Raw genomic sequence first — 14,306 nt, 5'->3', positions numbered from 1 at the left:
TAGAATATGACTATCCAGCTCAAACGCATCTATGACGAAGCATCATCTGACGACGGTTACCGAGTCTTAGTGGATAAGCTCTGGCCTCGCGGTATTTCAAAAGACGCAGCTAAACTTGATGAATGGATAAAAGACATAGCGCCGTCCGATGAGCTTCGTCAATGGTTTCATAGTAACCGCTCTGAGTGGGGCGAGTTCCGCAATCGGTATTTGTCTGAATTAAAAGAACACAAAGAGGACTTACGCGAGCTGGCCAGCAGGGCTAGTAGCGAAAAAGTCACACTGTTGTATTCTTCTAAAGATACTGAACACAACAATGCCGTAGTGCTGAAAGAGTATTTGAATAAGCTGCACTCTGAGCAATGTAACTAGGAGACTCTCATTAAATACCTCTGGGTAGTGATTTTTACCATAGTTTTAGTCTGGTCGGGTATTAACCCTAAAGACCCGTTTACCTGGTTGCTCGAAGTAGCTCCGGCGGTAATTGGGGCTGTGCTGTTGGCACTCACCTATAATTCATTTCGTTTAACACCTTTGCTGTACGCACTCATTCTGGCGCATTGTGTGGTTTTAATGGTGGGCGGACACTACACATACGCGGAAGTACCTTTTTTTGACGGATTATTCGGCGCAGAACGAAATAACTATGACAAGTTAGGTCACTTCTTTCAGGGCTTTGTGCCTGCGCTATTGGCAAGAGAAATATTAATTCGAAAAAATATTGTGAACGGGGCTGTCTGGCGCAACATTATTATAGTTTCAATATGCCTGGCCTTTAGCGCCTTTTACGAGTTACTGGAATGGTGGGTTGCCCTTGCAACCGGCGAGGATGCTGAAGCCTTTCTTGGTACTCAGGGTTACGCTTGGGATACCCAATCTGACATGGGGTTTGCCTTACTTGGCGCGATTCTTTCAGTACTTCTACTGTCGCATTATCACGATAATCAACTGAACAAGTTATAAAATTTATACGAGTGAACATTTAATTGTTCCTGAATCAAGATAATAAAAGGAGCGTCTTTATGGAACAACACGCACAATACGCCGGTTTTTGGATTCGACTACTAGCGGTCATCATTGATTCAATCATTATGCTCATTGTTTTCGCTTTACCAACATCGTTTATTTATGGACAGGTTTATTGGGAAGGCAATGAAATGATTTATGGTTTCTGGGACTTATTATTAAATTACATTTTACCTGTGGTTCTTACGGTTTTCTTCTGGGTGAAGTATTTAGGTACGCCGGGGAAAATGTTACTGAAGCTGCGCGTTGTTGACGAAAAAACGGGTGACAAGCTGAGCGTAGGTAAGGCAATTGGCCGTTACTTTGCTTATATTCCAGCGGCTATTCCGTTATTTTTTGGTTTTTTCTGGATTGGATGGGCGAAGCGCAAGCAAGGTTGGCATGATCTGTTAGCGGGCAGTGTGGTTGTCAGAAGTGAAACTAAAGGGCCGTTTAAATTCGAAGATATAGATCAATCAAACGACCAACTTAGTTAATACGATGTCGGGTGTTGGGTTTTTTAACCACAACACCCTGAAATATCGGCTTTATCACCTGCTTTTACTGCTCGCGCATCGCGAATAATGCGTATTGCAGAACGCAACACAACGACGGCAATTATTGTGGCTATCACTAAGTCGGGCCAGGCCATATTGAGCTGAGCGACCAAAAGCGCAGAAACAATGACACCGGTGTTCATGAGCATGTCGTTGCGAGAACATATCCAGCTGGCGCGAATATTAATATCACCGTTGCGGGAGCTGTAAAGAAGGGCAAAGCAAGCGACGTTAACCAGCAGTGCTAAACCCGCAATCCACAATATCATGTTGGCATTGGGTTGGCTGCCAAAAACTAAACGCTGGAGTACGTCTGCTAACACTAATAATGCTAATAAAGTTTGCAGCGTACCATTAAAAATAGCTGCGTTGGCTTTGTATTTAATGGCTTTACCAACCGCGTATAAACTCACGGCATAAACGAGTGTATCGGCCAGCATGTCAAGCGAATCGGCAATAAGTCCACTGGACTGTGCTAACCAACCGGCAATGAACTCCACGAAAAACATAACCCCGTTTAGGACTAACACCGTCCAAAGCAGTTTTCGCTGTGATTTATCGATATGATCTTGTGTGGTAGCACATGAACTGCCGCAGCAGGATGACATAAACGAACTCCTAAATAGACTTTTGCTGGCGGTATACTAGCAAATCGACGTAGTTAAAGACTAGGTTGCGTGCTTTTTCATTTGTCGTCATGACCGACTTTCGGTATACTACTTTCCCGTCTTAAAGCAATCCCAAATTCGACCTGACCAACTGGGTATCACATGGCGACAAACTATATTTTCGTAACCGGCGGAGTTGTATCCTCGCTGGGTAAAGGCATTGCTGCAGCCTCCTTGGCGGCAATTCTTGAAGCACGGGGCTTAAACGTAACTATCATGAAACTGGACCCCTACATTAACGTAGATCCAGGCACCATGAGCCCGACTCAGCACGGTGAAGTATTCGTTACCGTAGACGGGGCTGAGACCGACCTTGACCTTGGTCATTACGAGCGTTTCATTCGTACTCGCATGACCAGCAACAACAACTTTACCACCGGCCGTGTCTATGAAGACATTATTCGCCGTGAGCGTAAAGGAGAGTTTTTAGGGGCGACCATTCAGGTCATTCCGCACATCACCAACGAAATTAAGCGCCGTGTTATTGAAGGCAGCGAAGGCTTTGATATTGCCATCATTGAGATTGGCGGCACGGTAGGTGATATAGAGTCTCAACCTTTCCTGGAAGCTATTCGCCAGTTAGGCACGGAAATTGGTCGTGACCATACTTTATTTATGCACCTGACCTTAGTGCCGTTCTTAGGCGCAGCAGGTGAGGTGAAAACCAAGCCAACTCAGCACTCGGTAAAAGAACTGCGTTCTATTGGTATCCAGCCAGACGTTCTGGTGTGTCGTTCTGACCGTTCATTGCCGGCGTCTGAACGCTCGAAAATTGCTCTATTTACCAATGTAGAAGAGCGTGCAGTCATCGGCTTACGCGACGTTGACAGTATTTACAAAATCCCGTCTATGCTAAAAGCGCAGGGGCTGGATGAAATTGTGACGCACCGCTTCCGTTTAGACTGTCCTGAAGCTGACTTGCACGAGTGGGAAGAGGTTCTGTATCAGGAGTCGAACCCGAATGGTGAAGTAACTGTCGGTTTTGTCGGTAAGTACGTCGAACTGCCGGATGCCTACAAGTCGGTAAACGAAGCGCTGGCGCATGCGGGGCTTAAAAATCGCTTAACCGTTAATATTCGTTACATCGACTCACAAGACTTAGAAACCAAGGGTACGTCCAAGCTAGAAGATGTGGACGCGATTCTGGTTCCTGGTGGTTTTGGTGATCGTGGTATTGAAGGCAAGCTGATTGCCGCGAAATACGCGCGTGAAAACAATATTCCTTACTTAGGTATTTGTTTAGGCATGCAAGTGGCCATGATTGAGTTTGCACGCAACGTTGCGGGCTTAACGGGCGCGAACAGCACTGAATTTGACGAAAGTTGTAGCGATCCTGTTGTGGGTCTTATCACTGAGTGGATGGATGCAAACGGGCAGAAGGAACTGCGCGATAAGCACTCTGACTTAGGCGGTACCATGCGCCTTGGGTCACAGGAATGCCACTTGGAAAAAGGGTCAAAAGCGCTTGCAATGTACGGCAAAGAAGTGGTTGAAGAGCGTCACCGTCATCGCTACGAAGTGAACAATCATTACATTGAGCCGTTGGAAAAAGCGGGCTTAAAAATTACCGGTTACTCGCACGACAAGCAGTTAGTTGAAATTCTGGAAAACCCGAACCACCCATGGTTTGTGGCGGTGCAGTTCCATCCAGAGTTCACATCAACGCCTCGCGACGGACACCCGTTATTTAAAGGCTTTATTGAAGCCGCGGGTAAATTCCGCAAAGAGCGCATGGCTTAACTGAGTCACTTAACGAAACGTTACGCATTAAACAGGATTGAAGAATGAGCAAGATTGTTAAAGTTGTTGGTCGCGAAATTATGGATTCTCGCGGTAACCCAACCGTTGAAGCCGATGTGTATTTAGAGTCAGGTCACATGGGTCGTGCCGCAGCACCGAGTGGTGCGTCAACCGGCTCACGCGAAGCATTAGAACTGCGTGACGGCGACAAATCACGCTATTTAGGCAAAGGCGTACAGATAGCAGTGGCAAACATAAACGGCGCGATTGCTGAAGCTCTAATGGGCAAAGACGCTGACAGCCAGAACGCTATCGACAACATCATGTTGAAGTTAGACGGCACGGACAATAAAGAAAAGCTGGGCGCAAACGCCATTTTAGCGGTGTCTTTGGCGGTAGCTAAAGCAGCAGCGTTGAGTCAGGGCGTTGAGCTTTATGAGCACATTGCGAATCTGAACAACACCAGCGGTAAATACAGCATGCCACTGGCAATGATGAACATCTTAAACGGCGGTGAGCACGCAGACAACAACGTCGACATTCAAGAGTTTATGATTCAACCGGTCGGTGCGGACAGTTTTAAAGAAGGTCTGCGTATGGGCGCTGAAGTGTTCCATGCTCTGAAAAAGGTTCTGCAGAAGCGTGGTTTAAGCACGGCGGTGGGTGACGAAGGCGGCTTTGCACCAAACCTGGCATCGAACGAAGAAGCTTTGCAGGTTATTGTTGAAGCGGTTGAAAACGCGGGCTACAAAATGGGCAGCGACATTACGTTGGCATTAGACTGTGCAGCCTCAGAATTCTACCGTGATGGTAAATATGAGTTGTCTGGTGAAGGCAAATCATTTACTGCGGAAGAGTTTGCCGACTACCTGGCAGAGCTTTGCGACCGTTACCCAATCATCTCTATTGAAGATGGACTGGACGAAAGTGACTGGGACGGCTGGAAAGTCTTAACTGAAAAGCTGGGCAGCAAAGTTCAGTTGGTCGGTGATGACCTGTTTGTGACGAATACGCGTATTCTGAAAGAAGGCATCGACAAGTCGATTGCTAATTCAATTTTGATTAAATTTAATCAGATTGGTAGCCTGACAGAAACCTTAGCAGCTATTGCAATGGCACGTGAAGCAGGTTACACGGCGGTTATTTCTCATCGCTCTGGTGAAACCGAAGACGCCACTATTGCAGACTTAGCAGTGGGTACAGCCGCCGGACAAATTAAAACGGGTTCACTGTGCCGCTCTGACCGGGTTGCTAAGTACAACCAATTATTGCGTATAGAGGGCGATTTGAATGGCCAAGCGCCTTACCGCGGACGACAGGAAGTCAACGTTGGCTAATCAACAAGCTGACATATTTCAGCCGCTGGCACAGCAAGGCGACTTTGCCGAGCTGTGCTCTGCGCTGTATGAACGCGAATTGCAGCAACTGTCGCAAGTCGATGACATGCCGGTTGCTGCACTACAACGCCGTTTAGCCAGCTTACCTCACTATATACGTCATGCCGCTCACGGCTGTTTGAATGCCGCTAAGCAGTCTCCGCTAAAGCTGGACGTTCAAAATGCTAGTTGGCAGGCACCGCAGCCAACGAAAGTACCTTCATCGGGTACTTCAGCGGAAAAACAAATTCCCTGGTTCTCAAAGCATGCCGCGTTAGGTCTGGTGGTGCCGGTACTTTATAAAACTCCGGAATTTACGACTATCATGCTCGACAGCATTGATAGAGTGGATACAGACAAGCAGCGTTTGCGGTTGAACTACCGAGGCTGGCTAGACTTTGCCGGGCAGGGCGAGCACGCAGAAGACACCTTACTCAAACCCAATAAACGCATTATGACAGCTGCTTGCTGTGGACATCAGTGGAATCACAAAGGTCGAATTAACCCGCGCACTCTCACGCTGCGCGAGCTGTTATTGGTTGCTACTCTGGACTGGAAAAAGTTTCAGATGGCGTTGCGGATAGCTCATTAAGCCAGTCGGTCCAAACAGGCTGTAATCCTTTTGCCTTTATCGCATTAGCCACCTCATTAACTGAACGCCCATCGTCGATAGAAAACTGCTCTAGCTCCTCATTTTCATTAGCATACCCACCAGGCTGAGTTTTGGACTCTGCACTGACGGAAGTCACCCCTAAACTGAACAGACCATCTCGTAAACTTTGTTCCTCACGGGTTGAGAGGCTAAGCTCGACATCGGGAAACCGTAATCGATAGGCGCAAATAAGCTGTACCAGCTGTTTGTTGGTCATGTCTTTCACACCTGAAACGCCACCAGTACACGGGCGCAAACGAGGAAACGACAAAGAATACCGACTGCGCCAGTAGCGTTTACGCATATAGTCGAGGTGTATTGCCGTGAAGGTACTGTCGATACGCCAGTCTTCCAGTCCAATCAACGATCCAAGACCTATTTTGTCCATGCCACATGCACCGAGCCTATCCGGTGTTTCAAGCCGCCAACGGAAGTCGCGTTTTTTGCCTTTTAAATGGTGTTGGGAATAGGTGAAAGAGCTATAAGTTTCCTGGTATACCATTACTGCGTCTAAACCGTGTTGCCGAAGCTGGTTGTATTCATGAAAAGACAGCGGCTGAACTTCAAACATCACGTAACTAAAATAACGTTTAATAATTGGCATGGCTTGCCGGAAGTACTCGATGCCGACCTTGGTCTCGTGTTCTCCGGTCACAATCAAAATGGTATCAAAGCCCTTGGCCTTTATAGCGCGGCATTCTTGTTCAATTTCAGTCACCGACAAGGTTTTTCGTTTGAGCCGGTTGCTCATTGAAAAGCCGCAGTAGCTGCAATCGTTGGCGCACAAGTTGGATAAATACAAAGGAATGAAAAGCTGTAACGTATTACCAAAGCGTTGTCTCGTGAGCATTTGCGATCGCTCAGCCAAGGCTGGTAGATAACGCTCTGCTGCCGGCGATAGCAGCGCCATAAAGTCATCATTGTTTAGTCTGTTCTTATTGAGTGCACGCTCTACGTCATCAGCGTTTGAACTGTATAACTTGAGCGTCATGTCATCCCAGCTAAGCTGTTTCCAGACATCGTAAAAACTGTTGCTCATAACGTTTCTATAAACTCGGTCAGTGGGCTGGAGGCTTGGGCATGCATTGAGCTGTTGCGATTGTTCGGGGCTGTTCCCGAAACTATGCCCGAAAGGCCGGCTTCGAAGGCGGTTCTACCGGCATCAACGGTCTGACGAAACGCGTTGGACATCGCTATCGGATCATGTGCCGTTGCGATGGCCGTGTTGACCAAAACAGCGTCAGCACCTATCTCCATGGCTTCAGCCGCATGGCTGGGAGCACCAATGCCCGCATCGACCACAACAGGTACTGACGCTTGTTCGATAATAATGTTTAAGAAGTCCCGGGTGACCAACCCTTTGTTAGAGCCGATAGGGGAACCAAGTGGCATTACCGCCTCACAGCCTACTTCCTCCAACCGTTTGCATAACACGGGATCGGCGCCACAGTACGGCATAACAACAAAGCCTTCTTTAACCAGCTGTTCGGCTGCTTTCAGTGTCTCGATAGGGTCGGGCAGTAGGTAATTAGGATCAGGGTGTATCTCCAACTTCAACCAATGGGTTTGCAGTGCCTCGCGTGCCAATCTTGCAGCGTAAATGGCTTCGTCAGCGGTTTTTGCACCCGACGTATTAGGCAATATATCGAGACCCAACTCCTTAATTGGAGTGACAATGTCATCGGTTGGCTGATTGAAGTCAACGCGCTTTAAGGCCAGCGTAATCAGTTCGCTGCCGGACGCACGAATAGACGATTTCATTACGTCGGCGCTACTGTATTTGCCACTACCAATGAACAACCTTGAGCTAAAGGTTTTATTCGCAATGGTTAGCATTTTACCCTCCTGCAACCGCTTGAATAATGGTCAATGAGTCGTCGTGATTCAGCCTATGTTCATGCCAATTCTCACGATGGATAACAACGCCGTTGACGGCAACAGCAATAGCAGCAGTGTTGATTTGTTGATGTTCAAAAAACTCCGACAAACGCAAAACGCCATCGAATCGCATTGGTTTACCATTAACGGTTATTTGCATTTTCACCTCCGCAAATTGGGCACGTTGCTGACTTGGGTAATTCAGCTACGTGCCATTGGTGACCGAGACCATCAAATGACTGAAGCAACCCCCAGGGCAATTCGTGTTGTGTTAAGTATTGAATCGCAAGAAGCGACTGCATGGCGCCAATAATGCCGACGACAGGGGCAGCAATGCCGGCGTTACTGCAGTCCAGAGGTTCTTTAACTTCAGTAGGGTAAAGGCATTGATAGCACCCATGATCGTGACCAGGATGTAAAGCGACGACCTGTCCGTTAAAACCTCGGGCAGCGCCACTAATCAGTGGTTTGTTGAACCAATAGCAGTAACGGTTAATGAGATAACGAGTGTCACGGTTATCGGTGCAATCGAGCACGATATCGCACGTACCAATGTGCTCTCTCAGAGTATCTTCGGACGCCGCCTGCGATAATGTTGTTATATCGACGTCTGGATTTATATCGGCTAAGCGCTGTGCAGCTTGTGTGACTTTAGGTAAGCCAACATCCAAACCACTGTACAGCATTTGCCGTTGTAGGTTACTTAGCGATACTTTATCGTGATCCATGAGTGTCAGCTGGCCAACGCCAGATGACGCCAGATATTGACTGGCAGGAGTGCCTAAACCTCCAAGCCCAATAATGAGTACTTGGCTGTCCAGTAAACGTTGCTGTCCACTTTCTCCAATGGAGCCAATAAGTAGGTTGCTGCTGTAGCGCAGAGCTTGTTGATCAGTCAACATGGGCAGCCTCCAACTCTTGATGAAGTTCGTTAATGGCGGCTTCGGTGTTCGCGGCTTTTGTAATGGCGCTAACTAAAGCAATGCCGTTAACACCGGTTTGTTTGACTTTCGCAATGCGCGCTTTGGAAATACCACCGATAGCGACCGTAGGTATACCGGTCGGTTTTAATAAAGCGACATAACGTACCAAACGCTCCAGTCCTTGTGGTTTGGACGGCATCTCCTTAGTTTGGGTTGTGAAAATATGACCAAGCGCAATATACGATGGCGCGTATTGCAGGGCGATAAGAACCTCGGTGTAACTGTGTGTAGAAATTCCTAATCGAACTTCACTTGAGCGTAACGCTTCTAAATCCACCGTTTGTAAGTCTTCCTGTCCTAAATGGACACCGTAAGCACCGTGTTTTATGGCAAGCTGCCAATGGTCATTAATAAACAGTTGTGCTTGATACGAATGAGCCAGCTCGATACTGCGTTTTATCGCTAACTCAACCGCTTCCGTGGGGGCGGATTTTATCCGCAGTTGCAAGGTTTTTATGCCCAGCTGCAGCAAATGTTTAACCCACTCAAAGGAATCAACAACCGGGTATAGACTCGGTGACTTACTGAGCTTTGGAAATGCTGACGTTGGCGCTGGCAGGTTAGTAGCCCGTATATTCGGAAAGTGTTTAAGGTTGTTTGGCCAACGAGTATGAGCAACCGGGCCTGGGCCTTTGCCAATCCCCGCTGCCTCCAGTAAGCCCTTGTGAACATAGGCATTAGCCAGTGTCAGAGCGTCTTCCAGCGGATAGTCATGCGCTGAAACGGCGGCAATTGCTGATGAGAGGGTGCAGCCGGTGCCGTGGTCATGAATGGTTGTCACTTTCGTCTGTAAATAGGTCAGATACGGTTGGTCATAAATTGGCGTTTTAGGTACGTAAATATCAGCTATCGCTTCGTTATCGTGCAGCTCATCTTCGACGCCGGTTATCAGCACACCGTTTGCACCCAAGTTAACGAGTTTTGACGCAGCAGTTAAAGCATTTTCTTTATCGGAGACTCTAATGCCGCTCAGCCATGACACCTCATCAGTATTGGGGGTTATCAGGTCAACAAGCGTTAACAGTCTATGGCTTTGTTTTTGCGTTAAGGTCGACAACGGATCATTTTGGGTGGTGATCATGACCGGGTCCCAGACTACAAAAGGCTTCTCAACGTTTTTAGGCCAGGCTTTCAAAAATTCGACAATGGCATCCAATTGCTCGCTGTTACTGAGCAAGCCAATTTTAATGGCCGCTGGAGGCATATCCTTCAGCAGACAGTTAAGTTGTTGGCTAACCGCCTGATCACTTAATTCATACAACCCTGTTACTGCGACCGAATTCTGTGCCGTTACTGTAGTAATAACGCTGCAACCGTGGCAATCAAAGCTTCTAGCGGTGTGCAGATCGGCCTGAATACCCGCTCCACCACCGCTGTCAGAGCCTGCGATAGTCCATACCACAGGCTGTTCAGAGCGTGCGTCAGTCATGACTCAGCTCCAACTTCATCAGCCGCTGCATCTTTAAAGGTGACATCGATGCGCTCATTCGCTAAATGCCCTGAATACTGCCTTACCTCATGGGAAATTTTCATGGAGCAGAATTTAGGACCGCACATGGAACAAAACTGCGCCGTTTTATTGGACTCCTGTGGCAAGGTTTCATCGTGATAATTGCGCGCGGTTACAGGATCTAATGCGAGGTTGAACTGATCCTCCCAACGAAACTCAAAGCGAGCTTTGGACATGGCGTCGTCTCTTGCCTGGGCACCCGGGTGTCCTTTCGCTAAATCAGCGGCGTGTGCTGCAATTTTGTAAGCAATGAGCCCTTGCTTAACGTCTTCTTTATTGGGCAAACCTAAGTGTTCTTTCGGTGTAACGTAACAGAGCATGGCGCAGCCAAAGGCACCTATCATGGCGGCTCCTATACCGGACGTAATATGATCATAGCCGGGGGCAATGTCGGTGGTTAAGGGGCCGAGTGTATAAAAAGGCGCTTCATGGCAATGTTTGAGCTGCTCGTCCATGTTTTCCTGAATTTTGTGCATCGGGACATGGCCCGGACCTTCAATCATGACTTGTACGTCATATTCCCAGGCTATCGTAGTCAGCTCACCTAAAACACGGAGCTCAGCGAACTGAGCCTTGTCATTGGCATCAGCAATAGACCCCGGACGTAAGCCGTCACCCAATGACAGCGAAACATCATATTTTGCACATATCTCACAAATATCGCGGAAATGTTCGTACAGGAAGCTCTCTTTACGGTGCGCCATGCACCACTTAGCCATAATCGAACCACCGCGCGATACAATACCCGTCACTCGGTTAGCCGTCAGTTCGATAAAGTCATGTAACACGCCGGCATGAATAGTGAAGTAGTCAACGCCTTGCTCAGCTTGCTCCAAAAGCACTTCCTTAAATATCGGCCAGGTTAGGTCTTCGGCGATACCATTAACGCGCTCCAGTGCCTGATAAATAGGAACGGTACCAATGGGGACTGGGCTGTTGCGTAGAATCCATTCTCGGGTTTGGTGAATATTACGTCCGGTCGACAAGTCCATTACCGTATCCGCACCCCAACGAGTGGCCCAAATCAGCTTTTCAACTTCTTCTTCAATCGACGAACTGACCGATGAGTTGCCGATATTCGCGTTTACTTTCACTAAAAAGTTGCGACCTATGATCATAGGCTCAGATTCCGGGTGGTTCACATTGGCCGGAATAATGGCGCGACCTTTGGCAACCTCATCACGAACAAATTCCGGGGTTACCGGGTTGTCTAAATGCTCCCGACCCATGTTTTCCCGCAACGCAATAAATTCCATTTCGGGAGTCACAATGCCACGGCGCGCATAGGCTAGCTGTGTCACGCCGCTTTTGTCGGCATTTTTAGCCCTCGCGCTTATCCAGCCTGATCGCAGTGGTTTGAGTCCGGTTTTTACATCGACGACTGAGTTAGGATCACCATAGACACTGGATGTATCATAAACGTCGACGGGTAAATTGGGTGGTGGCGTTACGCCTGGTGTTGGCTGATGCAAAGTTTCGCTTAAATGAATACGGCGAAATGGCACATGAATATCAGGCTGACTGCCTTGAAGAAATTCACGGGTTGAATTAGGAAAATAGCTGCCCGAAACGGACGTTAAAAACGATTCTGCTTGTTGGCGGTTTTGACGATTAGTTGATGACATAGCATTCTCTCCAGCTAAAAATAACAGGGTTTAGAGATGCTTGTCAGGAGTGTTGAAAGGAACAATGGCGCTGAAAAGGGGAGACTCCCTGGCCACTGCTCTCTTGTTCCCTTCGCAGGTATTAGCCTGATCAGGTTCAACGGATCCCGCTTTTGCGGTCTCAGCCTGTTACTCTTTAAGCAACGAGGCACTCCGACAAGATTCTTTTTTAGTGGAACAAAATACGTAGCTTATTGCAACAACGAATGTGTGAACAGTTACTGCTGTATCAATTTATTAACGACTCTTCGGAACCTTCTCTTGGCTTGTTTAAATACTGCGAGCTTCGAGCTCAATTCGAGACGCCGCACCATAGATTTTGCTGGCATCACCTTGCAATTCACCTTCCGGAGTAATGGTCGGCCAAAGGTCTGTTAAAGACTTCAACACATTGCGAGTTTCATCAATAGCCGATGAGGCTTTTTTGGCTTCTTCGCTATTGATTCGCTCTAAGCGGTTCAGTGCAATTTCTTTAAAGCCGAGTGCGTCCTGATATTCATGTACTTGTGCAACTTTACCTTCCTGAATACCCACAGCGTACTCATCGGCGGTTGCCATTAGCATAGTAGCGACGCTTAATAGCACGCCTTTCGCTGTCATATCGGCGATAGGTTCGTGTGCGCTGATAGTATCAAGCAGTACGTTGTAATTATTCATGACAACGTCTTTGCTGTTGTCGTTAATAACGCTGTCAGCTAACGCTTCCAGTTCATCGGCGAAGCCCGGTTGTCCGCGGTCCGAAAAAGCTTTCTTGAGACCTGCGTAAAGTTCATCGCCAGGGTGCTTCATATGAGTTTTTGCCATTTCAATGTGGCCTTGCTCATAAAGCTTCATACCAACCCAAAGGTGGCCGCGAATAAACCCAAGCTGCGCTAAAAATGCGGTGTCATTGGAACTTAAGTCTATTTCAGGCGCGGCCATTTCGCCTTCCGCCATGGGGGCTGTCATAAAAGACGCCGGTGCTGCGTTTGGCTGAGTTAATGGCGCTGCATTAACGGTTGAGGCGGCTATTGTTGATGCTAAAACGCTGCCAACACCAACCCAAACTTTTTTCTTCTCAAACATAGAAAAACCTTATGTGCTTTTTTGAAAGAATGATCTGGTGTATATTTGCAGAAATGATAACTATTCGCAAGTTTAGGCTATGATATTTCACGTTCAAAAAGCGATTGATGAGGTCGTTATAGACAATCTCATTGCAGGACTGTCTGCAGAACAATTCAGTGACGGTAAAGCCACGGCGGGCTGGGCAGCCAAAGAGGTTAAAAACAATCAGCAACTGACCGGCAAAAAAGCCAAAGCAGCCACCGACTTATTGCTTGAAAAGCTCCATACTAACCCATTGGTGCAGTCGGCTATGCGACCAAAACATGTGGCTCGTTGCAGCATTAACCGCTATGAGCCGGGTCAGTATTATGGTACCCACATGGATGACTCTTTAATGAACGGTGTGCGTACTGACATTTCTTTTACGTTGGGGTTATCCGAACCTGAAGCCTTTGAGGGCGGTGAACTGGTTATTGAGGACTCCAGCGGCGAGCGAAGCTGGCGGCTGGGGAAAGGGGATATATTGATATACCCAAGCCACTACCTACATCGGGTTAATGAGGTGACCCAAGGGGCGCGTCTGGCAATGATAGGCTGGGTGCAAAGCGTGATAAAACACCCCAGCCACCGGGAGCTTTTGTTTGACGTTGAGCAGTCCTTGAAAGCCGAGTTTGAGGCGAACGGTAAGTCGGCAAACTTTGATCGGTTGGCGAAAGTGTTTCATAACCTAATGAGAGAGTGGGCGGACATTTAATGCCGCCCACAGTACTGTTTTAGCCCGCTAAGGTGACACCGCAAACTATTAGCAAAGCGATATTGGCGAACAGACCAATCATAAAAAAGTAACTGCGTGGACTTGGGTTCTTCTCAGTGGCAATAACGTAGTAAAGCACCATGTGAATAAGACGTGCACCCACAAATATCCAAACCAGCAGCGCTGTCCAGAACGCACTTGCGCCAACAAAGAACGCCAGAAAAGTCGTGCCCAGCATAAGAGGATAGTTTTCAAGTGAGTTCATGAAGGTTCGATGCGCACGAAAAACAAACGAGTCGTGACTCAGTGACTCGTTAATCTTTCCCGGCACGGCGCCGGGTTGTTTGGCTTTGCGTCCACTAGCGACCAGCCACTGAACTAGTAAAATAACCAGAGCTGCAAAAACGCCCCAGTAAGATAGTAAATAGGTTTCAGATCCGTTCATTGTTATCTCCTTCGTTATTATTTTTAA

General features: G+C 47.8%; 16 protein-coding genes and 1 riboswitch. Of the genes, 7 read left to right on the top strand and 9 right to left on the bottom strand.

The genetic code is table 11. From position 1 onward, the window contains the following. The first annotated feature begins 6 nt into the window (after window positions 1-6). Genes CEW91_RS07315 through CEW91_RS07305 form a run of 3 tightly spaced genes read left to right on the top strand, consistent with a single transcriptional unit; the run spans window position 7 to window position 1,502 of the window. Complete coding sequence (locus CEW91_RS07315) at window positions 7-372, top strand: DUF488 domain-containing protein (protein WP_088768355.1); 366 nt, start codon at window positions 7-9, stop codon at window positions 370-372. Between the two features lie 9 nt (window positions 373-381). Then, complete coding sequence (locus CEW91_RS07310; protein ID WP_088768354.1) at window positions 382-963, top strand: DUF2238 domain-containing protein; 582 nt, start codon at window positions 382-384, stop codon at window positions 961-963. A 59-nt stretch (window positions 964-1,022) separates the two neighbouring features. After that, on the top strand, window positions 1,023-1,502 hold the full coding sequence (locus CEW91_RS07305; RefSeq protein WP_088768353.1) for an RDD family protein: 480 nt from the start codon (window positions 1,023-1,025) through the stop codon (window positions 1,500-1,502). A gap of 23 nt (window positions 1,503-1,525) precedes the next feature. Here the strand turns inward: CEW91_RS07305 and CEW91_RS07300 are convergent, their stop codons facing one another. Then, window positions 1,526-2,170 carry a cation transporter gene (locus tag CEW91_RS07300; protein ID WP_088768352.1) on the bottom strand — a complete coding sequence of 215 codons (645 nt, stop codon included), beginning with the start codon at window positions 2,168-2,170 and terminating at the stop codon, window positions 1,526-1,528. Window positions 2,171-2,332: 162 nt separating this feature from the next. Between CEW91_RS07300 and CEW91_RS07295 the strand changes: the two genes are divergently transcribed. Genes CEW91_RS07295 through CEW91_RS07285 form a run of 3 tightly spaced genes read left to right on the top strand, consistent with a single transcriptional unit; the run spans window position 2,333 to window position 5,938 of the window. Beyond that, a complete protein-coding gene (locus CEW91_RS07295) occupies window positions 2,333-3,970 on the top strand; it encodes a CTP synthase (protein ID WP_088768351.1) in 1,638 nt (545 codons plus the stop codon). Window positions 3,971-4,014: 44 nt separating this feature from the next. Further along, window positions 4,015-5,307 carry a phosphopyruvate hydratase gene (eno, locus tag CEW91_RS07290; protein WP_088768350.1) on the top strand — a complete coding sequence of 431 codons (1,293 nt, stop codon included), beginning with the start codon at window positions 4,015-4,017 and terminating at the stop codon, window positions 5,305-5,307. Continuing rightward, window positions 5,261-5,938: a hypothetical protein gene (locus tag CEW91_RS07285; RefSeq protein ID WP_088768349.1), complete on the top strand. Its 678-nt coding sequence runs from the start codon at window positions 5,261-5,263 to the stop codon at window positions 5,936-5,938. The genes eno and CEW91_RS07285 overlap by 47 nt, the downstream gene beginning before the upstream one ends. On the opposite strand, the gene thiH is transcribed toward CEW91_RS07285, so the two are convergent. The 7 genes from thiH to CEW91_RS07250 all read right to left on the bottom strand — a co-directional run bounded on the left by thiH (window position 5,889) and on the right by CEW91_RS07250 (window position 13,098). Then, the gene (gene thiH / locus CEW91_RS07280; protein ID WP_088768348.1) at window positions 5,889-7,037 is read right to left on the bottom strand and encodes a 2-iminoacetate synthase ThiH; all 1,149 of its coding nucleotides are present in this window, start codon (window positions 7,035-7,037) and stop codon (window positions 5,889-5,891) included. The genes CEW91_RS07285 and thiH overlap by 50 nt on opposite strands. After that, window positions 7,034-7,834: a thiazole synthase gene (locus tag CEW91_RS07275; RefSeq protein WP_088768347.1), complete on the bottom strand. Its 801-nt coding sequence runs from the start codon at window positions 7,832-7,834 to the stop codon at window positions 7,034-7,036. The genes thiH and CEW91_RS07275 overlap by 4 nt, the downstream gene beginning before the upstream one ends. A gap of 1 nt (window position 7,835) precedes the next feature. Beyond that, on the bottom strand, window positions 7,836-8,036 hold the full coding sequence (thiS, locus tag CEW91_RS07270) for a sulfur carrier protein ThiS (RefSeq protein WP_088768346.1): 201 nt from the start codon (window positions 8,034-8,036) through the stop codon (window positions 7,836-7,838). After that, complete coding sequence (locus CEW91_RS07265) at window positions 8,020-8,778, bottom strand: HesA/MoeB/ThiF family protein (protein WP_088768345.1); 759 nt, start codon at window positions 8,776-8,778, stop codon at window positions 8,020-8,022. Before CEW91_RS07265 ends, thiS begins: the two co-directional genes overlap by 17 nt. Further along, a complete protein-coding gene (thiE, locus tag CEW91_RS07260) occupies window positions 8,768-10,288 on the bottom strand; it encodes a thiamine phosphate synthase (RefSeq protein WP_088768344.1) in 1,521 nt (506 codons plus the stop codon). The genes CEW91_RS07265 and thiE overlap by 11 nt, the downstream gene beginning before the upstream one ends. Then, window positions 10,285-11,994 carry a phosphomethylpyrimidine synthase ThiC gene (gene thiC / locus CEW91_RS07255; protein ID WP_088768343.1) on the bottom strand — a complete coding sequence of 570 codons (1,710 nt, stop codon included), beginning with the start codon at window positions 11,992-11,994 and terminating at the stop codon, window positions 10,285-10,287. The genes thiE and thiC overlap by 4 nt, the downstream gene beginning before the upstream one ends. Before the next feature lie 90 nt (window positions 11,995-12,084). Next, window positions 12,085-12,199, bottom strand: a riboswitch (TPP riboswitch). 104 nt (window positions 12,200-12,303) lie between these two features. Further along, window positions 12,304-13,098 (bottom strand): hypothetical protein, encoded by a 795-nt coding sequence (locus tag CEW91_RS07250; RefSeq protein WP_088768342.1) that lies wholly within the window; start codon window positions 13,096-13,098, stop codon window positions 12,304-12,306. A gap of 79 nt (window positions 13,099-13,177) precedes the next feature. On the opposite strand from CEW91_RS07250, the gene CEW91_RS07245 reads away from it, so the two are divergent. Beyond that, on the top strand, window positions 13,178-13,834 hold the full coding sequence (locus CEW91_RS07245) for a Fe2+-dependent dioxygenase (protein WP_088768341.1): 657 nt from the start codon (window positions 13,178-13,180) through the stop codon (window positions 13,832-13,834). A gap of 19 nt (window positions 13,835-13,853) precedes the next feature. On the opposite strand, the gene CEW91_RS07240 is transcribed toward CEW91_RS07245, so the two are convergent. Then, the gene (locus tag CEW91_RS07240) at window positions 13,854-14,279 is read right to left on the bottom strand and encodes an MAPEG family protein (protein WP_088768340.1); all 426 of its coding nucleotides are present in this window, start codon (window positions 14,277-14,279) and stop codon (window positions 13,854-13,856) included. Window positions 14,280-14,306 lie beyond the last annotated feature (27 nt).

Origin of the sequence: Idiomarina piscisalsi, from assembly GCF_002211765.1 — a bacterium.
Lineage (GTDB): Bacteria > Pseudomonadota > Gammaproteobacteria > Enterobacterales > Alteromonadaceae > Idiomarina > Idiomarina piscisalsi_A.
This window is presented reverse-complemented; position numbering and strand designations above follow the sequence as displayed.

Coding starts and splice junctions, on each gene's coding strand:
- CEW91_RS07240 (WP_088768340.1), bottom strand. CDS start 14,279: ATGAACGGATCTGAAACCTATTTACTATCTTACTGGGGCGTTTTTGCA.
- CEW91_RS07275 (WP_088768347.1), bottom strand. CDS start 7,834: ATGCTAACCATTGCGAATAAAACCTTTAGCTCAAGGTTGTTCATTGGT.
- CEW91_RS07250 (WP_088768342.1), bottom strand. CDS start 13,098: ATGTTTGAGAAGAAAAAAGTTTGGGTTGGTGTTGGCAGCGTTTTAGCA.
- CEW91_RS07315 (WP_088768355.1), top strand. CDS start 7: ATGACTATCCAGCTCAAACGCATCTATGACGAAGCATCATCTGACGAC.
- CEW91_RS07300 (WP_088768352.1), bottom strand. CDS start 2,170: ATGTCATCCTGCTGCGGCAGTTCATGTGCTACCACACAAGATCATATC.
- thiS (WP_088768346.1), bottom strand. CDS start 8,036: ATGCAAATAACCGTTAATGGTAAACCAATGCGATTCGATGGCGTTTTG.
- eno (WP_088768350.1), top strand. CDS start 4,015: ATGAGCAAGATTGTTAAAGTTGTTGGTCGCGAAATTATGGATTCTCGC.
- thiC (WP_088768343.1), bottom strand. CDS start 11,994: ATGTCATCAACTAATCGTCAAAACCGCCAACAAGCAGAATCGTTTTTA.
- CEW91_RS07245 (WP_088768341.1), top strand. CDS start 13,178: ATGATATTTCACGTTCAAAAAGCGATTGATGAGGTCGTTATAGACAAT.
- CEW91_RS07265 (WP_088768345.1), bottom strand. CDS start 8,778: ATGTTGACTGATCAACAAGCTCTGCGCTACAGCAGCAACCTACTTATT.
- CEW91_RS07305 (WP_088768353.1), top strand. CDS start 1,023: ATGGAACAACACGCACAATACGCCGGTTTTTGGATTCGACTACTAGCG.
- thiH (WP_088768348.1), bottom strand. CDS start 7,037: ATGAGCAACAGTTTTTACGATGTCTGGAAACAGCTTAGCTGGGATGAC.
- thiE (WP_088768344.1), bottom strand. CDS start 10,288: ATGACTGACGCACGCTCTGAACAGCCTGTGGTATGGACTATCGCAGGC.
- CEW91_RS07285 (WP_088768349.1), top strand. CDS start 5,261: ATGGCCAAGCGCCTTACCGCGGACGACAGGAAGTCAACGTTGGCTAAT.
- CEW91_RS07295 (WP_088768351.1), top strand. CDS start 2,333: ATGGCGACAAACTATATTTTCGTAACCGGCGGAGTTGTATCCTCGCTG.